This is a genomic window from Arthrobacter sp. UYP4 (assembly GCF_057291175.1).
This window is the reverse complement of the sequence record NZ_JBXAVU010000001.1, coordinates 856,281-873,541: the sequence shown is the minus strand read 5'-3', so window position 1 is coordinate 873,541 and position 17,261 is coordinate 856,281. Positions and strand designations below refer to the sequence as shown.

Below are 17,261 nucleotides of genomic sequence, written 5' to 3'. Positions count from 1 at the left end.
CTTTCATCAGAAGCCCATCGTTGCGACGTCGTCGGACGAGGTAACGGAGGCTGTACGGACCGCAACCGAAGGCGGCGGTGGTGGGGCGTGCACTTCCGCGCGCAGACTCAGGAGCCAGCGCGCGGCCGTGAAGGCCATGAGTGGGGCGACGTCAGCTGGAGAGGCCAGGTCGTCCGGGATGGACGCGCCGCCGCTGAAGATCTTGATTTCGGCGGTCGCGGCTGCGATGTCGAGGACGGGCTGCGGGTTGTGGCGGATCTTGTTGTCGCGGACGTCGTCGAAGACCATCGCCCAGCCCGCAGTGAGATCGCCACCGGCCCATTTCTTCACCGGGATGGTGAAGTCGACGTCCTCGTCCAGTTCCTTCATCAGTGGGGACACTGGGGAGCCATTGGACTGGCCGGCGACCGCGGTGATGCGGTGTCGGCGCTTGTCGTCCATCAGCCAGTCCTTGACCCAGTCGGAGCCGAGGCGGACGGCCACGACTTCGACCTGCCGCTGCCCGTCGGCCCGGAGGCCGCCGAAGGCGATGTAGGAGCGCGAGCGGTCCTGCGACTGGTGGATACCGGCCACGACGGGCCCGACGATGCGGTCCGATTCCTTGACCGTGAGCGTGCCGTCAGGGCCCGCCTCGGGTACGTTCTGGCCGGCTTCCCACGCGCCTGGTGGGAAGGGCCCGGTGAGCGAGCCGTCCACCCACTGGCAGAGGTCCTCGACGCGGAAGATGTGCTCGGGGTCGGTCTTGCAGTCCGACGCAATGATGCGCTGCGTCATGCCGGCGCTCCAGCCCACCGAGGGGTTGGCTTGCGCCCACTGCTCCCGGTCCCACTTGCTGCAGCCCGGGGCGGCTGACCACTCGAACAGGCCGAGGGTGTCCTCGTCCTGCTCGAACTCCTCGAGGTCCTCCTCGTCGTACTCCTCGCCGTCCTCCGCGAGCTCCTGCACCTCGGTTACCGTCGGGCCCTGCGGCAGCAGGTCCTTGTTGATGCCGTCCGGATCTCCGATGGCGGCGTGCGCCATCTTGCGGAGGTACTGCAGCACCACGGAGGTGAGGTCGCCGGCGTTGGACAGGGCGAAGATCATCGCCTCGGCCTGCGCGTTGGTGGTCTTGGTGATCGCTCCCCAGGCTTCCCAGTTCTGGTGCTCGCGCAGCTCGTCGAGCATGATGAGGTTGCCGCTGAACCCGCGGCCCGCGCGACGGTTCGCGGCCTTCACCTTGTAGCGCCTGCCGGAGCGGAGGATGAGCGACTTCTGTCCGTTCACGCGCCGGACGTTCTTAAGGAGCTTGCGGAGCTCGGGGTCCTCCTCGACGAGGCTGACCGCTCCCTCCCAGATCTCCTCCGCAGTCTCGAGGTCCTGCGCTGTACCGAGGACCAGCGGCCAGCCGTAGACGATGATGAACCACAGCGCGAGCACCTTGGACAGCATCGACTTGCCGTTCTGCCTCGCGACCAGGACCAGCACCGTGCGGAAGCGCAGCGTCTGGTTGTCCTCGAGCAGCTCCAGCATGTGGACCAGCAACCACTTCTGCCAGGGGTACAGGCCCACGTGCAGGAAGTTCTCCGCGAAGTCGATCACCTCGTAGCCGAGGGTCCGCTGCTCCGTCTCCGGCGAGCGCGGTTCCAGCGGCCGCAGGGGCGGCGTGTAGACGCGGGGAGTCTCTTTCCCGTAGAGCGGTGGGCGCTTTCGCTTCGGCGGGCTAACCTGCGCCACGACGTGCTTGGACGCGGGACTGCAGATCGGTGATCGAGGCGGGGCCCTTGGCCTGGCCCGCTCCGCTGGCGCCTGCGCCAGCGTCCTCGTCGTCGAGGCCGTCCCGATCGTCGGCCGCTACGGCCGCGGGCAGTGAGGCCGGGGTCAGGTGCAGCTCGGCGCAGGACTTGAGGTAGATCGGGATGAGGTCCTTGCCGGCGCGCTGCAGGGCTTCCATGCTGTCCCGCTGCGCCTCGTCGATCAGCCAAGCGGTGGTCTTCAGCAGAGCGACCGGGCCGGCGTACTTCTTGGCCTTGAGGTGGCTTGCCGCGGCGATCGACGCCGCGGTGGCGTCGGCCATGTAGCCGCGCTTCCGGGCCGGCTTGACCAGGGGAGCGAAGCGATCACCCCAGATGCGGATCTGGTTCGCCGTCTCACGCTCCACAGCAAGGGCAGGATGGGGGATCACGCGGCCTCGCGTGTCCGTGACGACCATTCCCTCGTCAGCGATGCGCTGGCGGGCCTCTCGGAGGCGAGCGACGAGAGTCGCGAAGGTCTCCAGTGCGGCTCGGTCGACGCGGCCGGCGAAGTCGTTGGTGGCCACGATCTCGCGCCACACGTCCGCGACGGGCCCGGGCATGTCCTCGGGCGGGTCGATGGTGGCCTCGGTGGGGTCCTTGCTCACTGGATCTTCACCTCCCCGATCTGCATGGTGCCGCACTGAATCTGTTTGGTGGTCAGCAGCCCGCTCCGGATGCTGCCGATGGGCTGGGCGTCAACGGACGAGCGGCCGAGGTACTCGGGACGTAGCGCGGCGACCAGGTCGGAGAGGGCCCGGCGGGAATGGTGCCAGTCGATCATCACGGCGACGTCGGCCACGCTCATCGCGGGGTAGTCAGCGAGGACGTCACGGACGGCCGGCTCGGCTTCCTCGGCGAGTGTCGAGCGGTGGTAGTGGTCCCTGGCATTCGGGTCCAGCGCGCGGCGTACAGCGTTGCGGGAGGCACCCTGCGAGCGGGCAATGCCTCGGATGGACTCGCCGTCTCCGCGCAGCAGGCGGAACTTCGGGCGATCGTGCATGTGTACCTCCGGGAACAGCCGGCCCCAGCACCGGGCGCCCGGGCGCTGTGGCCTAGAAGGGCCAGCTGCCGACAGCGTTTGCGGCGGTTGCGGACGTGGCGATCATGCCAACGGCGACGACGATCGAAGCGATGAGCTTGCGCATGTGGTTCTCCTTCCCTGAGCTGGGCGGGGTAGTGATGGAGCCTCTGCCTGTATCAGCCGCAGGTCTGAGGCGGTACCCGGTGTTGCGTCCGACGTTCGCTGCTGCTGGCCCTAAGACGAGTGATGCAGAGGCGGGCCGCTTGGCTGGTCGGGACGATTAGGGAGTGCAGACGGCGACGACTGCCGGCGGGCGCACTTGGTTGAGGAGCGAGGCGAGGACGTCCGCGCTCTCGTCGACGGCGTACTCCTTGAGCTTTCGAGCGCAGGCCTCTCTCGCCCGGCGAACGCTGATGACCTCGCTCGAGCGCAGCCGGCCGTCGGCGATCAGGTGCCGACCCGCATCGAGAGTCCACACGACTAGGCACCGGTCATTCACCGTGCCCTCAGGCGTCTCGCGCCGACCCTGGCGGACCCACTCAACGAGTGCCCACGTCTTGCCGGTCTGCCGAGGCCCGACGACGACGTCGGTGGAGCGGGGAGAGTCTGGATTGACGAACCGACGATCTTTTTCGGCGAACTGGCGGACGGCCCTGAGCTGCTCGACTGCCAGCTCCAGCGCGTCCGAGTCGGCGGCGAGCGCGGCTTCGACAATTCGCTGCTCTAGTGGGCTCGCGATGTGACGTTCGGCGACGGTGGTAAGTGCGGAGTCAGACATCGCTGCTCCTTTCCAAATGGGTCCGTTTTCCGCGCCAACATGCGGAAGTTGGGCGGTAATTGATGGGGGAAAACCGGGGGGAGAGGCCGCTGCGCGCCCGGAGGGGCCCGCCTCGCGCTCCGGCTGGATTTTTTTCAGCCGTCCCGACATGTCGATTCCGGATACGAGCACTCGTATCGGCCGAGGCCCGGCGCTACCAGTCCTCGGACAGAGCACCGAGGTCAGGTTCGTCGATTGCGGACCAGCCCGGGAAGATTGGGACGCCGTCGTCTCGGTCGAACCGATCGAACCAGGTCGCGACGCCTGCGATGGTCCGCACCTTGTCATCGCGGCCGCGGGCCTTGATGCGGTTGACCAGCTCCTGCCGCTCGGCGAGCAGCACATACATGTGAGTCGGGTCGATCAGGTCGCGGGTGCGAGTGCGAGCAACTGACGTCGCACCCGATCGGATGACCACGGCCCGTGCGTGCTGATCGTCCGCGAGGAGGGCGATCGCTGCGGTGAACTGCTGTTCGGTTGCCCACTGTGGATCGTCTCGGTCGAAGACCTGGAGCCCTGACTGCTTGGCAGCGGTGGTCTTGCCCGCACCGGGCGGGCCGCACAGCACGACGACTCGGCGCATCACCACTCCTCGGACATGACGCCGAGGTCGAGTGGAGGCTCGACGCCGGCGCTCTTGTTGCAGTCGAGGTGAGCTGGTGCCCAGTTCGTCCGGTCCCATGTCAGGTGAGGGAAGAGCTTGCGGGACTTGATGTGCTGCACGCTGCAGGACTGCGGGTGTGGGTAGGTAAGTGAGTACTCGATGCCCTGCCTGCAGATGCAGCAGGGAGCGCCCTTGCGCTGGCCCTCGGCCTTGACCCAATCGAGCGCCTCGGCTCGACGTCGGCCTGACCAGTCGGGAATGCTCACACCATCCTGGCTCACATCGTTCTCACCTCCCGGCTAGACGAGTGGGCTGCACGACAAAGGCCCCGCCAGTCGAAGCCGGCGAGGCCTTCATGCGGTGGGTGCAATTCACCACCATCCCCTAAAGAATAGGGGCAGTTGTCAAGTCAGTCCAGTCGGGCGGATGACCGGCGTGTCATGCTCCTCCGTACCTGGCCGCGAGCCTGCTAGCCACCTTGCTCTTTTTGGTAGCTCGCTGGCTCGATACTTGCATCCACTTCTCGATCGGCATCTTGTGCAGCGGATCCTCGGAGCACTCGACGATCTTGGTACCGCCGAGGCCCACTACTGCCTCGAGCTGACCAGGGCACGGCGCGCGGCTTCCCTCGTCGGTGGTGATCCACTGATGGCAGTGGGAGTCGAGGGGCCGGCGTGCGTTCGGTGGATGCACGGCGTCTTCCACCTTCCTGCCCGCTGACCAGGTCATCCGGTACACCCGCTCGGTGAAGTCCTGATCGGGGTGCGTGGCGATGTAGTCGACATAGTAGCGACCGAGCAATCCGGCCAGGGCCCAAGTGCCTTCTTCGGTGAGGAAGCGGACGGGCTTGCCGTCGCGGCCGATGACGTGGTCGCGGGAGATGCGGGCGATGATTGCCCACACCGCGTCTCGTGCGAGGCCCATAGCTTCGCTGATGTTCAGGTCGATCGGGGCGGCCGAGCCTTCGGTGCTGGATCCGGGCCGTTCGCCGTTGGACTTCTGGCGCACGGTCATGAGTGCGTCCTCGAGGTTGTCCCACCGGTCTTCGATCAGCCTGAGGTCGGAGCGAAGCTGGGCGGTACAGTCGGCGCAGAGGTTGGAGCCGCGCTCGGCCGACTTGTGGACGTCTCCAATGATGCAAAACTTCGGGCGGTCGGCGACGTCGACGGCGATGGAGTAAGGCACGGGCTGTCCGTCGATGAGGTAGCGAGCCGTCTTCGTGAGGGCTGCTGGCGATGGGTTGGTCATGGAGTTGCTCCTTGCAGCTCGCGCTGGATCGATTCGTTGGCCCAGTCCTCCGGGCGCTTGATGCCGACGTTGATGCCGGCGGTTCGCAGTGCTGTGATCCATGCGAGCTGCGCGGGAGTGGCTCGGCCGGTCTTGCTCTTGAGCTCCCAGATGATGAGGCGATGCCGAATCGGATGTGCAAGGACGAGGTCGGGCCAGCCCGGATCAGATCGACGGCTGTCATGTGTGTGATAGACCAGCCAGCCGAGCTCCTTGGCGAGTTGCGTGATCTTGTTCTGGAACTGGGTTTCGGTCCACTGGTTGCAGTCGAAGAGTCGTTGCTCTGCTGCTGTCCTGATGGGGAAGGGTGTCATGAGGTGCGGCCTCTCCTGCCTGGTCTATTCCTGTTGCGTCTGCGCTTGGGAGGTTCGGAGGATGGATCAGGTTTGGAGGGTGGCTGGTCTGGGTGACCAGACCTAACCTCACCTACCCGTCCCGTCCCGTCCCTACCCGTCCCGGACATTCCAGAAGTTGCAGACTGCTGATCTGCTGGATCTGCTGGAATCTGCGGATTTCTGTCAGGTCGTGGTGGTGGGGGTATGTCTTCGGCTTGTTTGCGCGGCTCTGGGCTGATCTGCGGGCCGGTGGTTCCGTCGCCCTGCGCGGGGCCGGAATGTCCGTTGCCCTGCGCCTGTGGTGCTGCTGGTGCCGTCTGGCCGGTGGTTCCGTTGCCTGATGGCTGTCCTGGTGGGATGGTGCGAGCCGGAGGCCGTGGCGGCCTGTAACCGTTGCTCTGCGCCCACTCGTGGCCCTTCAACCATTCGATGGTCTTCGGGGAGTAGTAGGGCTTGATGGGGGCTGGCAGGAGCGGGTAGGCGGTGTCTGCAGCGGGGTCATCGGACCGGCCGGCATTGCAGGCTCCGCAGGCCACGACGTAGGTGTCTACGGTCGCGGGCTTCCCAGGCTCCCTGTGGTCATACGTTCCCGCGAGGCGTCCCTTGCGGGCAAGGAAGTTGACGACCTTGCCGCAGTAGCGGCAGGCGTCACCGTCGCGGAAGCGGACCGGGATGATCAGCGCGGGATTTGAGTTGTCGGTCTTGCGCTGACGCTCCCACTCGATCTCCTCCTTCGTCCGCATGTGGATGAACTCGGGATCCTCGACCAGCTTGTAAACCGTGCGCTCCGCCCCGTCGACCTCGACGCGCTGCTCAACCCAGTAGCCGGCGAACGTGGCTACCTCCGTCAGCAGAGCGACACGGGAGGCGCCAGCCATCTGGATGGCGGTGCCTCGAGACACGACATAGTCGGTCAGGTGTGCGGTCGACTGCAGGGCGCAGCGCATCACGAAGCCGAAGACCTCGTTGAGCAGGCGCTCGTCGAAGCTGTCGTGCTCGAGCGCGGCGAGCGCGATGGGGTGGTTTGCGGCGGTGTCGCCGGAGCGGAGCCAGGGCATGGGTTACGGAGTCGTCTTTCGGTCGAGGATGGCCTGCACGAGTGCTTGGCCTTCCGTGTCGGCGAGCGCGACGGCGAGGGTGTCGTCGGGGTTCGCTAGCTTGAGCAGGACGTCGGCGTGGCAGGGCTGGTCGAGGGGACACCAGCAGGCAAGGTCCTTACCTGCCAGCGCCCCCAGGACGGTGTCTGCCTCGTAGGAAATCCACGCGGCGTAGAGCTCGACGGTCTCGGCCGCCGTCCGCCGGTACTGGTTCCGCGGAGGCTCGGTTGCCTGGCTCGCATCCACTACCCACGGATTCCCCCATCGGGTACCGCGGCCGACGTATACGGCGCTGTCGGGCATGCGCCAGCCTTTCGTCCGCTTCCGCTGGATACGTTGCGGACTCATTACGCCTCGCCGCGCTCGCGGAGTGCGGCCGCAATCATCTCGGCTTGGTGGAGGTTGCCAGCTTCGTCCGGGTGCTCGTAGCCGGCCTCGATGGGCTCTTCCCAGTCGCAGTCCTCACCGTCGCAGCCAGCAGCGTTGCGGTCCGGATCGTCCGTCGCCCAGAAGACGATGGGGTGGTCGTCGAGGACCTCCTTGATGAACAGGGCGTCGTCAATCTGAGGCGGCGTCTCGCTCCTGTGCTGCGAGCAGACCGGGAGCATCGAGCCGTCGTCCGGCGAGCGCCGGTATGCGACGGAGGGCTCGTCGCAGCCGCCCCAATCGCAGCTTGAGGCGTTCGGGCGTAGGAACTGGACGACGCTCATGACGCTGTCCCGAAGATGAGCTCGGCTTGAGCGAAGCGGTTCGCAGCTACTTCGCAGTAGTCCTCGCGGCCTTCGATCAGGATGGCCTTGCGGCCGGACATGCGGGCCGCCATCCCGGCTGATCCTGAGCCTGCGGTGGGGTCGAGAACAGTGCCGCCAGGCGGGCAGGAGTAGCGGATGATGGGGTCGAGGATGCCGATGGGCTTTTCGGTGGGGTGAATGGCTTTGCCGTGCATGGACCGCACCTGGAGTACCGACCGGACAAGGCGGGGGCCGCCGTCTTCCGAGGTGTAGCTGCTTGCTTCGATGTTCCCGGTGTGGGTGGGCCGAGTCTTGCGGCGGACGGTGCGGGCGCGGGCGTCATGGGTGAATTGAGGGTCCTTGAATACCTCGGACCAGCTGCCGCGATACCAGTGCATGGCGATTTCATGGACGCGCTTGAACCGGTCGCTGTGGAAGCTGGACCCGTTGTGCTTCTCCCATACGAGCTCCTGCCCGTACGTCCAGGCGTTGAAGTCGGTTTGGCGGTCGAGGTGCATCCGCATGGATCCGAAGCACCACAGAGATGCGTCGGATGGCAGGGTCGCCTCGACGGCCTGCACCCAACCATCGGGCCAGCGATCCCACTCCAATGAGGTGTCGCCGTACGGAGGGTCGGCAAGGCACATGTCTGCCCGGATGCCGGGGAGGACATCCCGGCAGTCGCCCAAATACAGCTTGATGCTTTCGTCCTCGTAGTACGGCCGGCTCATGGTCGCCATCCCGCTGGGAGTGCAACCTTGTCGCGGATCGCCAGCTCGGCGCCGATAGACCGGAACTGCGGATGCGAGCGCCAACCATGCAGGAAGACGCGAGGGTGGGCCTTCGTGTGGATGGTGCGCAGCTGCACATAGTTGGTGATGTAGGTGACCTCGTGACAGTTGAACTGGTTGTCGCGGGCCCACTGGTCAGCTGCGGCCTTGTTCTGGGCGAAGATGAACAGCTTGTCGGCCGGCGACCCGGCATGCTGGCGGAGCCGGGTGTACATGCCGGCGGCTTCGTCCGGTACGACCAGGACAGGGTCCTTCGTTGTGGTGGTCATGGAGTGGTCTCTTTCTCGTGGGCGCCGCAGTGGGGGCAGGCGTGGGTGTGGGGAAGGAAGTCGTGCTTGGTGGGTGCGGACAGCCTGCGCGGGCAGTACTGGTCGGATTCCGGCGGCGTCCAGCCCTTCGAGATCAGGACGAAGGCGACCGGGTCCGGGATCTCGACGTCCAAGGGGTGCGGAAGCGCAGCGGACACGACGCTCAGGAAGGGATGCACCGCGCCGCCTGCTCGGAACTCCTCGATCGCCAGCTCCGCGGCATCCCTATCGGCGTCCTCGACGGTGTACTGGTTGATCCAGTGGGCGCGCTGCTCGCGTGCCACGGACTCCGCGGCGAAGATCAGGGCCTGTAGGTCGGTCGCGAGCAGCGACACCTCGGTCGTGCCGTCGTCGAGAGTGTCGATCGCATTCGCTCCCGTGCGGGAGAACTGGCGCAGGTACTCCTTCACCTGGCTAACGGGTCCGCCGGTCATTACTGCACCTCCTCGACGGTGATCGAGCCGTGAAAACCCCGGCCGTCGCGCAGGAAGTTGCCGCTGGCGGTCGTCACCGGCATGGCGAGCGCAAGCTCCGGCAGGCGGTTCTGCCAGCCTTGGCGCCAGTCCTGCAACTTGCCCGCGAGCTCGGTCTCGTCGGAGGCGCGGACCGGCATTAGGAGGCCGAGGAAGGACTCACCGCAGGAGATGAGGATTTGGCCGACGTCGCCCGTGGGCTCGATGAGGAGTGGCTCGCCGTATGCGGCGCCGGCGGCCGCGAAGAGGCGAAGGTACTTGCCTTGAGTCGCGAGGCGGTCAGGCACGACGATCGCGGCCGTTAGCGCTCGGGTGAGTCGAGTTGCCCACTTGACGGGGAAGGGCTCGGTCTCTTGGCGCGGGATCTGCAGGAGCTTGCCCGGGAACAGGCCTCCGACGTCGAGGAATCGAATCGACTCGTCGTCGACCGTGATGCGCAGGGCCTCGCCGATCTCCTCTTCGTCCTTCTTGCCGGTGGACTTGAACAGGGCGAGCAGCTCTTTCGCGACATCGGTTGTCAGCATGAAGCTGTCGTCGTTCGGGTTGCCGGTGAGGCGCTGCGCCTCCCACACGCTGGCGATCGCGTGCCCGAGGGTGTAGCGGTTCGTCGCGGTCAGGTACAGGTTGTCGGCGGTTGCCGTGAAATTCACGCCGCAGATTGAGGGCGTGTTCGTGTCATTGCTCGCGTGCGGAATGACGGACTGTAGGGCCCGGCGGAAGTCGAGGGTATTGACGTCGAGGATCACTGGTCGTCCTTCCTCATCGGCTCGAAGTAGCGGGGCTTTCCGGAGTCGTTCCTGATCACGGAGAGGCCTGTCGGGAGCGTGCCGCCCAGGTCGTATACCGGACCGGGGTCGGTGACGATGGAGAGCTGGCCAGGGACAAGGGCGTAGTCGTCCTGCGTCTGCTCCCGCTGTCCCGCGAGCGCTTTGCCGAGCGCGAGGAATGCGTAGACGAGGGGCTGCGTGGCCTTGCGGAAGTCGCCGCAAACGGCGATGAACAGATCGAGGACACGGGCGGTCTTCTCGTCCGACTTTGCCTGGCGGGCGGCGGCCTCCTCTCGGAGCTTGGCACGGTAGTCCTTCATCGCGCCGGGGTACTGCTTGCCGCTGAATCGTGGAGACATGGTCAGGCCTTCCTAATGGTCGAGAGTGGGACGCGGATCCGGAAGCTGCGGTGCTTGACCGGGGGCTCGAAGTTGTGGGGCAAGCGGCGAGGCCACAGGGTCTTGGCCTGGTGGCGATTGCGGATCGTCCATGCGTCGAGCTCGACGCGCCTCCCACGGATACGGACGATGGCACTGGTGCCAACCTCCCACCGGCAGCCGTTGGCCCGGAGCCAGTGGTAGACGCGGCGCCCAGCCCAATCGCTGAGCTTGTCCAGGTCGAGATGAGGTCCGCGGATCTCGCTCGTCCAGTGGTTGGTGATCCACAGCGGCATGAGGCTGCCGAGCGCGAGCTGCTGGCCGTCCTCGAGAGCGTCGAGGATTGACTGCGCGTCGTCGTCCCGGTTGTCGATGTCGAAGTATGGGCCATCTGCCCCGTACGGGTTCACCATCGGCCCGCCAGTCAGAGCACCGCGGAAGCCCTGCTCGCGGTCTATGACTTGGTAGGTCTCGGACGGGATGTTATTCACCAGGACGTAGCGGCCGTCACGGGTGTCGCCTACGACGTCCCAACGACCGTGGATGAGGCCGAAGCTGATCTGGTCGTGCTCCCTGAGCGGTACGTGGTTCAGCACGCTGCCTCCTTCGAATGGGTGCGGCCGAGGCCGTCGCGGGTGTCCAGGTGGGAGTAGTAGCCGGGCTGCGTTGGTCCGCAGATGTTGCGGTGCCACCATCGGCGAGCGCGAGCGCGTATGCGGGCGATCATGGTCGGATCCTTTCGATGCCCCAGAGGATGTCCTCGAGGCCGGTGACAGCGCCGCTGCAGATGCCGCAGCGGATCGGGTATAGGATGCGCTGGACTTTTGCCCATTGCTCTTCGTAGGCGGCTCGGGTGCGTTCGAGGTGCTCGTCGCAGAGGAGCATGACGCGGGGGCAGAGGCCTTGGTTGGGCTCTGGCTGGTGTGTGCGGACGGCCCACTCGGCGCGCTTTATGCAAGGCGTCATCGGCGAGCCGGGGCTGTGGCCCATTTCGCAGCCGAGGTGAAGGGCTTCGGCTGCGGTGGCGGCGTCTTCACGGGTTTCTGGTGGGGCTGATGTCTGAGTCATGCTGCTGTGCCTTTCGAGGGGATTCCGCGGCGACGGCGGTCTGCCCAGTAGTCGTCGAGGGCTTGTCTGGCTTTGCGTGCATCCGGGTCGAGGGTGTGTGGCTCCGGGAGAGGTCGGAGTATGGCCTCCTCGAAGTCCTCGCCGAAGCGCGGGTGCCGATGTGCGGAGCACCGGCCGGTCGTGCCGTAGGTCGAGGTTTCGGTGTCGCAGCCCTCGACAGCGCATATCGGGCGGGTAGGAGGCTGGTCGGAGGCCGTAGCCCTCTCCGCCGTGGACTGCTCGGCGAGCGCCTTTCGGGCGCACGTGTCACAGCGTCCCCAGGCGTCCTTGATGAGGAAGGTGCCCGGGTGATCTGCGGCCTTCTGTCCTCGCCTGCGGACAGGTCGCTTGCAATCGGGGCAGATCAACAGGCGATCACAGTCCGGGCAAGCCACTGGGTCTGGAGTGGTCACCGTGCGTCCTCAGGGCGCGAGAGGTCCGGCAAGTCCAATGGTGGGTTCGACCACTCGCAGAAGAAGCAGCCTCGGCCGCCGCAAAGGTGGGGGGATGCGACGACGGGAACGGGTGCCAGGTCCTCGGATTTCATGCAGCTACTCCGAGCGATTCGGCCGCGCACGCAATGAGGTCACGGGCCGCTGGCGGGGTGACCGCGTTGCCGGACATCTTGACCTGCTCGCGCTTGTTGCCGAGCATCTTGTATTCGGCAGGGAACGCCATTCCTCGCTTGATCTCGTGGGGTTCGAGCATCCGGAACAGGCAGTCTTCGACGTCGGGCACCTTCCACTCGGTGAGCGCGTGGTGCGTGCCGTTGGCGGCGAAGGTGTCCAGGGGCTCAGCGACGTCCTTCGGGGCGTTCGTGCCGCGAAGCGTGGTAATCATCGCGAAGCGGTCCCGAGTGCTGATCGCGTCCACCGGGTGTCCCACCGACTTCATACCGCCATTGCCGTAGTACGACATGAGCAGGGCCTGCGTGTTCGCCGTCGTCAGCGTCGGAAGCTCCTGGTTGACCTCGCGCATCCGGTTTGCCCAGGTGTTCGTCATGAGCAGCGCGGTCTCGTTGCGGGTTGTCATCGTTCGCATGGCATCGACGGCGAGCGCAGCAGCTTTGCCCTCCCTGCCCTCCACTGGAACGAGGAGGGACTGGTGCCCCGCGGTCGTGAGCGTCCGCATGACCTCGTCGACGGGCGTGCTCATCTGCGCCTGATCGCCCCGCGCAGTGTTGTTGCGCATGAGCAGGGCCTTTGTCGCAGTGGTGTGCAGAGTGCGGAGCGGATCCGTGTCAGGCCAGATGCGGAAGTAGTCGCCGCCGCGGCGCGGGTCCGCGGAGTCGTACTGGTTGCCGGCGGCCTCGAGGTGCAGGTCGCGGCCGTGGTACTTCCGAAGACCGGCCTGGATCCGGGCAAGGGTCTTTGGCGCGAGCGGGCGGGCACGGTCGCCAATGCGCTCACCGAGAATGGACCAATCGATGGCGCTGGAAGCCGGCAGCCAAGCTGGCTCGACCACCTGATTACGGCAGGCGGTGTTCGGGCATCGGTAGTTGTACTGGGCCCGGTAGCGGCCCCAGCGTTCGGCCTTCTTGAAGACCTGCATCGCGTTCACGACCATGTCGCATCCGGTGCAGTACGCCTTCGGCCGGAAGTACTTGTCGAAGTCAGGTCGCTGGTTGCCCTTGCGCCAGAAGACGACGTACATGCGATCTCGGGACTGTGGCGCGGGGAGGCCTCCGTGCTGAGCGTGCATGCTGTTGAGATAGACGATGTGGTGGTCGTAGCCGAGGCTCGTCATGGCCATCAGCCAGGCATCGAACATCACCCACTTCGCGGCGTCGACCACGTTTTCGGTAATGATGATCTTGTACCCGTGGTGCTCGGCGAACCGGGGCACATCCCACATGGTGGCGCGGGACCGGTCGGCTGCCTCGTCGGGCAGCGTGTCGCCGAACAGGTCGGCCTGATTCGACACGCGCTTCTTCCCCTTCGCCACTGAGTGGTTCGTGCACTCCGGTGACGCCCAGAGGATGTCGGAGCTGGCGACATAGCGAGGATCTACCTGCGAGACGTCGGCGCAGAGATGCGCGGCGTCCTGGTGATTGCTGTTGTGAGTGTCGATCGCGAGCTGCCAGTGGTTCATAGCGCTCTTGACCGTGATGCCCGGGACCTCCGTGGCCCCGGTGCTGGATCCACCAGCACCGCAGAACATATCGGTGAGGGTCAGCATGACGATCCTTCCTGTGTGGTGTTGTCGATCTGTGCAGTGGTGATGAGGGCGCAGACGAGGAGCATCACGCCGTAGTCGTGGTTCCCTCTGGCCAGCTCGTCCGCGGCGCGCTGTGCCTGCGTCTGGGCGCGTACCTCGAGGACGCGCAGCCGCTCCGCCGTCCCAGTGGCGAAGCCTTGCTCGACGTCAGCGACAGGGTCGCTCATGGCGTCCACTCGGCCTCGAGCACCAGGGCGGCGAGCGCGTACACCGCGAGGAGGTGGCGGCCGTCGAAGCTGCCCGGCGTCGCGGTAGTGGCGATGAGGAGGACGGCGAAGGCGGCGAGCGCGAGCCAGGCAAGCATGCGGAGGCGGTGGCGGGTTGCTGGTGAGGTGGTGACGTTCATAGCGGGAGGCCTTCCTGATTTGCATTTGGGCGGGGGTCTGTAATGGCGAAGCCGGCGGCGACGTGTCCGTTGATGAGGATCTGGTTGGCGCCGAGGTCGATGTCGATGCGGGTCGCGGTGGTCCACTTGCTGCGGGCGTATGCGGCCAGCTGGGCTTTCAGCTCGCCGTTGTCCCGGTAGTCGAGCTGCGCGGGCTCGCGGTAGGGGCGGTGCCCCGTCGGATGGACGTAGGCGACCGCTCGGCGCCTGGTCATCGCCGCTGGGCGAAGAGGTTGCGGCGGTTGCGATCGACGATGAGTGCCATTTCTGCCGGGCTCGGTGGCGGTGGGATTGGTCCCCCGTCCGGAATTGGCATGCCTCCCGGGCCGTGTGTGTAGACGATTCCCTGATGGGGCGTGATCTTGCCGCCGGCAGGCTTCGCGGCCGGAGCCGACAGGTTCTCGCCCTCGGCGTGGTCGGCGTGCGGGTCCTCCATGTCGCCGTCGTCCGCCTCATCCGGGGAAGTGGCGGATGCGATCTCCTGCACGCGGTAGGTGTTGACGGCGTCCGCGATGTCGCCAAGAAGCGAACGGCACTGGGAGACAGTGTTGGCTAGGCGCCGCTCGAGGTGCTGGGCTGCGACGTCGGTAAAGCCCGTCTCGTCCAACTCGGACAAGCCGTAGACCGCCTTCTCCAGCCGCTTGATGCTGTCGTGCAGTGCGGCTACTCGCCGGCGACGAGCGCTGCCGGTGACCTGGCGAGACTTCTCGGCGCGGCGCTGCGCGTCCGGGTCCGGGCGGAAGCCATCCGTCTCGGCGGACCAGTGGGGTTTGTCGAGGCCGTGGAAGTAGAGATTAAAGGGGATCGACACCAGTGGCTGGGCCGATTCAGGCATGGGTGTAGCGGACATTGACGGATCCTTCGGGTGAGGAGGGGAAGAGTGGGGTGACCGGGAGTCGCGGGTCTCAGGCACGACTCCCGGCCGGTACTCCCGCGGCGGCTGGTCACGCCGCGGGAGGGTCTGATTTAGCCCGTGCGCTGGGCCTGCGAGCGCGAGGTGCGCCGGTGGGATCTTTCAGTGGCGCCAAAGACGTTTGGCGGCTCGGAGATCGCAACGAGGTCGGCCGGCGCCGGGGCAGCACTTGCCTTCGCTTCAGCGGGCTGCCTCATGGATTGAACGAGCAAGTCGATCTGCTCACGGGTAAAGAGGATGGCGTTCTTTGAGCCGCGCGAGCATTCAATCTCCTTTGCGCGGGCTTTTCGGATGATCGTGAACTCCTGAATGGCGGGAGCGAGCTCCTCGGCCACTTCCTTCGGAGTGAAGAACACCTTCGTCATGCCACTGCCCTTTCCTTCTGCTTGACGCCCTGTACCGCACTGGGGGACTTGTACTCCGTGAAAAGGACACTGGTCGGGACGTGGAGCACCCGCGCTATGCGGTCAGCCAGGAGCGGGGTGCAGGACCGGCGGCGCTCGGCGAGCAGATGCGAGATGAAGCCCTTCGAGCATCCGACGTAGTCCGCCATCATGCCGAGTGAGATCCGATTCTGCTCCATCAAAGCCCGCAGTGTGCTGGAGCTGTTCAGGCGCATCCAAACTCCTCGGGTTGGTCTTCTTCTGGTTTTCAAAGTGTCCCCTAGTAGACGTCTATCTGTCAATCAGTACGGTACAAACGTAGGTCCACTGGTAGACGGGTGTCAATACCGGGAAACTGCCTCTCTCGCGCGCAGTAGCAAGACACGAGCCCGATCGGGAAAACACTTAGTAGACGGTTCGATAGTGTGAGCCTGTCCAGCAGTGGTAGACGGCTAGGTTTCCGTCCCGTTGCGCACCCCTGACAGGAACGATGAAGCTATGGCCATGCAGTCGATCAGCGAGCTACTCCGGCACGAGAAGGACACCTCCGGGCTTTCCTACCGTGACCTGGTGGAGCGCGCCTCGAAAGCTGGCTACAGCCTCAAGTTCCAGTACCTCAATGAGCTCGTCACTGCTGGCCCGAAGAGTTGGCCGAAGAACCCGGACACGTTCCGGGCGATCGCCGCCATCCTCCGGACCAGCGAGAAAGCCGTAGTGCTTGCATACGCCGCAAGCCTCGGTCTTGACGTCGCGGACCCTACCTCCGCACTCGCTAGTCGCCTGCCGGCGGGAACCGAGAAGCTGTCGCCCTCCATGCAAGACGCTCTCATCGCCGTGGTGCGAGCAGCGACCGAGGAAGAGGGTGATGGGAATGTCAGTACCGCCCCCATTACACGAGCAGGGGAGAGCCCTGCATCAAGCGACGAGACGACTCAGGACGACGTCGACCTCGCCGCATACGAGACTGGCCGCGAGAGCCAGGGAAGACGTCTCAGGCGGCTGCAGGACGAGGCCGCCGAGGCCGCGCAGGACTAGGGGGAGCCGTGGCGAGGACATGCATCTTTTGCGGCGCACCAGGGCCGCTGACTGCCGAGCACATTTTCCCGCTCTGGATGCTCAAGGAACATTGGAAGCGTGGCTTTCCCTTAGACCAAGCTCGCTTCTCGACCGTCGTCGTGCAGGACACGGATCTCCAGTTTCCTGATTTCAAGCCCCGCGTGACCCCTCTGGATCCAAGCGGAGAACTGATCAGTCGATCGGTCTGCGCGGCTTGTAACAACGGGTGGATGGCAACGCTCGAGAGTCGGTTCCAGCCCGTATTCCAGGCTCTAGCGGAGGGGCGACGTCAAGACATAGATCTCAGGCGTGATGCTTCCCTGATGGCACTCTGGGCCACGAAAACGGCGATGGTTTGGGATGCGTCAATCGGGACCAAGGCCTATCACTTCCAGAACGAGCGGGAGTTCCTCCGCCACGGCCTCATGCCCCCCAACACCGAGGTGAGGATGGCGTTCTCAACTGACATTGCGGTTGCCATCGAGTCCGCGGGTATGCCGGTCGAAAGAGTGTCGGGAGAGACCACCATAGGGTCGATCGAAGTCGTTGCCGCCGGGCCGCTGTTGTTCCTCGTAAGGCGATGTGTCGACGATGCAGCGTTGGCTAGGATGCTTCATCGCACTGCCCACTTCGCACAGCACTGGATAGGTCTCAATCCACCGCAACCGCCGGCCGGCGGCAGCCGCATCTTCTCGCACGCCTCCATCGACTCATTCCTCGATGATGCATATGCGGTGCGAAAGGACTGAGCTAGTGCGGGAAAGGTTTCGAACCTCCGCGCGGTATCGATCGGGTACCGCACCAATTCCCTCAACGCGAT

General features: G+C 65.5%; 28 protein-coding genes. 2 read left to right on the top strand and 26 right to left on the bottom strand.

Going from position 1 to position 17,261, the window contains the following annotated elements:
• Positions 1-6: 6 nt before the first annotated feature.
• The 26 genes from AC0Z9V_RS04120 to AC0Z9V_RS03995 form a co-directional block, all read right to left on the bottom strand.
• Positions 7-1,713, bottom strand: a complete 1,707-nt coding sequence (locus AC0Z9V_RS04120; RefSeq protein WP_485140798.1) for a hypothetical protein — start codon at positions 1,711-1,713, stop codon at positions 7-9.
• On the bottom strand, positions 1,700-2,377 hold the full coding sequence (locus AC0Z9V_RS04115) for a P27 family phage terminase small subunit (protein ID WP_485140797.1): 678 nt from the start codon (positions 2,375-2,377) through the stop codon (positions 1,700-1,702). The genes AC0Z9V_RS04120 and AC0Z9V_RS04115 overlap by 14 nt, the downstream gene beginning before the upstream one ends.
• Entirely contained in the window at positions 2,374-2,772 is a 399-nt protein-coding gene (locus AC0Z9V_RS04110) for a hypothetical protein (protein WP_485140796.1), read from the bottom strand. The genes AC0Z9V_RS04115 and AC0Z9V_RS04110 overlap by 4 nt, the downstream gene beginning before the upstream one ends.
• Positions 2,773-3,073: 301 nt before the next feature.
• On the bottom strand, positions 3,074-3,571 hold the full coding sequence (locus AC0Z9V_RS04105; protein ID WP_485140795.1) for a hypothetical protein: 498 nt from the start codon (positions 3,569-3,571) through the stop codon (positions 3,074-3,076).
• A gap of 193 nt (positions 3,572-3,764) precedes the next feature.
• Positions 3,765-4,193, bottom strand: a complete 429-nt coding sequence (locus AC0Z9V_RS04100) for a hypothetical protein (protein WP_485140794.1) — start codon at positions 4,191-4,193, stop codon at positions 3,765-3,767.
• Positions 4,193-4,480: a hypothetical protein gene (locus AC0Z9V_RS04095; protein ID WP_485140793.1), complete on the bottom strand. Its 288-nt coding sequence runs from the start codon at positions 4,478-4,480 to the stop codon at positions 4,193-4,195. The genes AC0Z9V_RS04100 and AC0Z9V_RS04095 overlap by 1 nt, the downstream gene beginning before the upstream one ends.
• Before the next feature lie 172 nt (positions 4,481-4,652).
• On the bottom strand, positions 4,653-5,462 hold the full coding sequence (locus AC0Z9V_RS04090; protein ID WP_485140792.1) for a hypothetical protein: 810 nt from the start codon (positions 5,460-5,462) through the stop codon (positions 4,653-4,655).
• Positions 5,459-5,815: a VRR-NUC domain-containing protein gene (locus AC0Z9V_RS04085; protein WP_485140791.1), complete on the bottom strand. Its 357-nt coding sequence runs from the start codon at positions 5,813-5,815 to the stop codon at positions 5,459-5,461. Before AC0Z9V_RS04085 ends, AC0Z9V_RS04090 begins: the two co-directional genes overlap by 4 nt.
• The gene (locus AC0Z9V_RS04080) at positions 5,812-6,894 is read right to left on the bottom strand and encodes a hypothetical protein (protein ID WP_485140790.1); all 1,083 of its coding nucleotides are present in this window, start codon (positions 6,892-6,894) and stop codon (positions 5,812-5,814) included. The genes AC0Z9V_RS04085 and AC0Z9V_RS04080 overlap by 4 nt, the downstream gene beginning before the upstream one ends.
• A 3-nt stretch (positions 6,895-6,897) precedes the next feature.
• The gene (locus AC0Z9V_RS04075) at positions 6,898-7,236 is read right to left on the bottom strand and encodes a DUF4326 domain-containing protein (protein ID WP_485140789.1); all 339 of its coding nucleotides are present in this window, start codon (positions 7,234-7,236) and stop codon (positions 6,898-6,900) included.
• A 44-nt stretch (positions 7,237-7,280) separates the two neighbouring features.
• Positions 7,281-7,643 carry a hypothetical protein gene (locus tag AC0Z9V_RS04070; RefSeq protein WP_485140788.1) on the bottom strand — a complete coding sequence of 121 codons (363 nt, stop codon included), beginning with the start codon at positions 7,641-7,643 and terminating at the stop codon, positions 7,281-7,283.
• Entirely contained in the window at positions 7,640-8,404 is a 765-nt protein-coding gene (locus AC0Z9V_RS04065; RefSeq protein ID WP_485140787.1) for a DNA-methyltransferase, read from the bottom strand. The genes AC0Z9V_RS04070 and AC0Z9V_RS04065 overlap by 4 nt, the downstream gene beginning before the upstream one ends.
• On the bottom strand, positions 8,392-8,724 hold the full coding sequence (locus AC0Z9V_RS04060) for a hypothetical protein (protein WP_485140786.1): 333 nt from the start codon (positions 8,722-8,724) through the stop codon (positions 8,392-8,394). The genes AC0Z9V_RS04065 and AC0Z9V_RS04060 overlap by 13 nt, the downstream gene beginning before the upstream one ends.
• The gene (locus AC0Z9V_RS04055; protein WP_485140785.1) at positions 8,721-9,197 is read right to left on the bottom strand and encodes a hypothetical protein; all 477 of its coding nucleotides are present in this window, start codon (positions 9,195-9,197) and stop codon (positions 8,721-8,723) included. The genes AC0Z9V_RS04060 and AC0Z9V_RS04055 overlap by 4 nt, the downstream gene beginning before the upstream one ends.
• Positions 9,197-9,982: a beta clamp domain-containing protein gene (locus AC0Z9V_RS04050; protein ID WP_485140784.1), complete on the bottom strand. Its 786-nt coding sequence runs from the start codon at positions 9,980-9,982 to the stop codon at positions 9,197-9,199. Before AC0Z9V_RS04050 ends, AC0Z9V_RS04055 begins: the two co-directional genes overlap by 1 nt.
• Positions 9,979-10,362, bottom strand: a complete 384-nt coding sequence (locus AC0Z9V_RS04045; RefSeq protein WP_485140783.1) for a hypothetical protein — start codon at positions 10,360-10,362, stop codon at positions 9,979-9,981. Before AC0Z9V_RS04045 ends, AC0Z9V_RS04050 begins: the two co-directional genes overlap by 4 nt.
• Before the next feature lie 2 nt (positions 10,363-10,364).
• Complete coding sequence (locus tag AC0Z9V_RS04040; RefSeq protein ID WP_485140782.1) at positions 10,365-10,976, bottom strand: hypothetical protein; 612 nt, start codon at positions 10,974-10,976, stop codon at positions 10,365-10,367.
• Entirely contained in the window at positions 10,970-11,107 is a 138-nt protein-coding gene (locus AC0Z9V_RS04035) for a hypothetical protein (RefSeq protein WP_485140781.1), read from the bottom strand. The genes AC0Z9V_RS04040 and AC0Z9V_RS04035 overlap by 7 nt, the downstream gene beginning before the upstream one ends.
• Positions 11,104-11,448: a hypothetical protein gene (locus tag AC0Z9V_RS04030; protein WP_485140780.1), complete on the bottom strand. Its 345-nt coding sequence runs from the start codon at positions 11,446-11,448 to the stop codon at positions 11,104-11,106. The genes AC0Z9V_RS04035 and AC0Z9V_RS04030 overlap by 4 nt, the downstream gene beginning before the upstream one ends.
• Positions 11,449-12,030: 582 nt before the next feature.
• Entirely contained in the window at positions 12,031-13,665 is a 1,635-nt protein-coding gene (locus AC0Z9V_RS04025; protein ID WP_485140779.1) for a DNA cytosine methyltransferase, read from the bottom strand.
• Positions 13,659-13,871: a hypothetical protein gene (locus AC0Z9V_RS04020; protein WP_485140778.1), complete on the bottom strand. Its 213-nt coding sequence runs from the start codon at positions 13,869-13,871 to the stop codon at positions 13,659-13,661. Before AC0Z9V_RS04020 ends, AC0Z9V_RS04025 begins: the two co-directional genes overlap by 7 nt.
• The gene (locus AC0Z9V_RS04015; RefSeq protein ID WP_485140777.1) at positions 13,868-14,050 is read right to left on the bottom strand and encodes a hypothetical protein; all 183 of its coding nucleotides are present in this window, start codon (positions 14,048-14,050) and stop codon (positions 13,868-13,870) included. The genes AC0Z9V_RS04020 and AC0Z9V_RS04015 overlap by 4 nt, the downstream gene beginning before the upstream one ends.
• Positions 14,047-14,304, bottom strand: coding sequence for a hypothetical protein (locus AC0Z9V_RS04010; RefSeq protein ID WP_485140776.1), 258 nt, complete (start codon positions 14,302-14,304; stop codon positions 14,047-14,049). Before AC0Z9V_RS04010 ends, AC0Z9V_RS04015 begins: the two co-directional genes overlap by 4 nt.
• Positions 14,301-14,939 carry a hypothetical protein gene (locus AC0Z9V_RS04005; protein WP_485140775.1) on the bottom strand — a complete coding sequence of 213 codons (639 nt, stop codon included), beginning with the start codon at positions 14,937-14,939 and terminating at the stop codon, positions 14,301-14,303. The genes AC0Z9V_RS04010 and AC0Z9V_RS04005 overlap by 4 nt, the downstream gene beginning before the upstream one ends.
• A gap of 116 nt (positions 14,940-15,055) precedes the next feature.
• Positions 15,056-15,367 carry a hypothetical protein gene (locus AC0Z9V_RS04000; RefSeq protein WP_485140774.1) on the bottom strand — a complete coding sequence of 104 codons (312 nt, stop codon included), beginning with the start codon at positions 15,365-15,367 and terminating at the stop codon, positions 15,056-15,058.
• Positions 15,364-15,621, bottom strand: coding sequence for a helix-turn-helix domain-containing protein (locus AC0Z9V_RS03995; protein WP_485140773.1), 258 nt, complete (start codon positions 15,619-15,621; stop codon positions 15,364-15,366). The genes AC0Z9V_RS04000 and AC0Z9V_RS03995 overlap by 4 nt, the downstream gene beginning before the upstream one ends.
• A 262-nt stretch (positions 15,622-15,883) precedes the next feature.
• Here AC0Z9V_RS03995 and AC0Z9V_RS03990 point away from each other — a divergent pair, with 262 nt between their 5' ends.
• Together AC0Z9V_RS03990 and AC0Z9V_RS03985 are read left to right on the top strand one after the other, a co-directional pair.
• Positions 15,884-16,420 carry a hypothetical protein gene (locus AC0Z9V_RS03990; RefSeq protein WP_485140772.1) on the top strand — a complete coding sequence of 179 codons (537 nt, stop codon included), beginning with the start codon at positions 15,884-15,886 and terminating at the stop codon, positions 16,418-16,420.
• A gap of 251 nt (positions 16,421-16,671) precedes the next feature.
• Positions 16,672-17,190, top strand: coding sequence for a hypothetical protein (locus AC0Z9V_RS03985; RefSeq protein WP_485140771.1), 519 nt, complete (start codon positions 16,672-16,674; stop codon positions 17,188-17,190).
• The last annotated feature ends 71 nt before the right edge of the window (positions 17,191-17,261 follow it).

Excerpts from the sequence above, each read along its gene's own strand:
- AC0Z9V_RS04110 (WP_485140796.1), bottom strand. The coding sequence starts at position 2,772 with ATGCACGATCGCCCGAAGTTCCGCCTGCTGCGCGGAGACGGCGAGTCC.
- AC0Z9V_RS04105 (WP_485140795.1), bottom strand. The coding sequence starts at position 3,571 with ATGTCTGACTCCGCACTTACCACCGTCGCCGAACGTCACATCGCGAGC.
- AC0Z9V_RS04100 (WP_485140794.1), bottom strand. The coding sequence starts at position 4,193 with ATGCGCCGAGTCGTCGTGCTGTGCGGCCCGCCCGGTGCGGGCAAGACC.
- AC0Z9V_RS04090 (WP_485140792.1), bottom strand. The coding sequence starts at position 5,462 with ATGACCAACCCATCGCCAGCAGCCCTCACGAAGACGGCTCGCTACCTC.
- AC0Z9V_RS04085 (WP_485140791.1), bottom strand. The coding sequence starts at position 5,815 with ATGACACCCTTCCCCATCAGGACAGCAGCAGAGCAACGACTCTTCGAC.
- AC0Z9V_RS04080 (WP_485140790.1), bottom strand. The coding sequence starts at position 6,894 with ATGCCCTGGCTCCGCTCCGGCGACACCGCCGCAAACCACCCCATCGCG.
- AC0Z9V_RS04075 (WP_485140789.1), bottom strand. The coding sequence starts at position 7,236 with ATGCCCGACAGCGCCGTATACGTCGGCCGCGGTACCCGATGGGGGAAT.
- AC0Z9V_RS04070 (WP_485140788.1), bottom strand. The coding sequence starts at position 7,643 with ATGAGCGTCGTCCAGTTCCTACGCCCGAACGCCTCAAGCTGCGATTGG.
- AC0Z9V_RS04065 (WP_485140787.1), bottom strand. The coding sequence starts at position 8,404 with ATGGCGACCATGAGCCGGCCGTACTACGAGGACGAAAGCATCAAGCTG.
- AC0Z9V_RS04060 (WP_485140786.1), bottom strand. The coding sequence starts at position 8,724 with ATGACCACCACAACGAAGGACCCTGTCCTGGTCGTACCGGACGAAGCC.
- AC0Z9V_RS04055 (WP_485140785.1), bottom strand. The coding sequence starts at position 9,197 with ATGACCGGCGGACCCGTTAGCCAGGTGAAGGAGTACCTGCGCCAGTTC.
- AC0Z9V_RS04045 (WP_485140783.1), bottom strand. The coding sequence starts at position 10,362 with ATGTCTCCACGATTCAGCGGCAAGCAGTACCCCGGCGCGATGAAGGAC.
- AC0Z9V_RS04035 (WP_485140781.1), bottom strand. The coding sequence starts at position 11,107 with ATGATCGCCCGCATACGCGCTCGCGCTCGCCGATGGTGGCACCGCAAC.
- AC0Z9V_RS04030 (WP_485140780.1), bottom strand. The coding sequence starts at position 11,448 with ATGACTCAGACATCAGCCCCACCAGAAACCCGTGAAGACGCCGCCACC.
- AC0Z9V_RS04025 (WP_485140779.1), bottom strand. The coding sequence starts at position 13,665 with ATGCTGACCCTCACCGATATGTTCTGCGGTGCTGGTGGATCCAGCACC.
- AC0Z9V_RS04020 (WP_485140778.1), bottom strand. The coding sequence starts at position 13,871 with ATGAGCGACCCTGTCGCTGACGTCGAGCAAGGCTTCGCCACTGGGACG.
- AC0Z9V_RS04015 (WP_485140777.1), bottom strand. The coding sequence starts at position 14,050 with ATGAACGTCACCACCTCACCAGCAACCCGCCACCGCCTCCGCATGCTT.
- AC0Z9V_RS04010 (WP_485140776.1), bottom strand. The coding sequence starts at position 14,304 with ATGACCAGGCGCCGAGCGGTCGCCTACGTCCATCCGACGGGGCACCGC.
- AC0Z9V_RS04005 (WP_485140775.1), bottom strand. The coding sequence starts at position 14,939 with ATGTCCGCTACACCCATGCCTGAATCGGCCCAGCCACTGGTGTCGATC.
- AC0Z9V_RS04000 (WP_485140774.1), bottom strand. The coding sequence starts at position 15,367 with ATGACGAAGGTGTTCTTCACTCCGAAGGAAGTGGCCGAGGAGCTCGCT.
- AC0Z9V_RS03995 (WP_485140773.1), bottom strand. The coding sequence starts at position 15,621 with ATGCGCCTGAACAGCTCCAGCACACTGCGGGCTTTGATGGAGCAGAAT.
- AC0Z9V_RS03990 (WP_485140772.1), top strand. The coding sequence starts at position 15,884 with ATGGCCATGCAGTCGATCAGCGAGCTACTCCGGCACGAGAAGGACACC.
- AC0Z9V_RS03985 (WP_485140771.1), top strand. The coding sequence starts at position 16,672 with ATGGCAACGCTCGAGAGTCGGTTCCAGCCCGTATTCCAGGCTCTAGCG.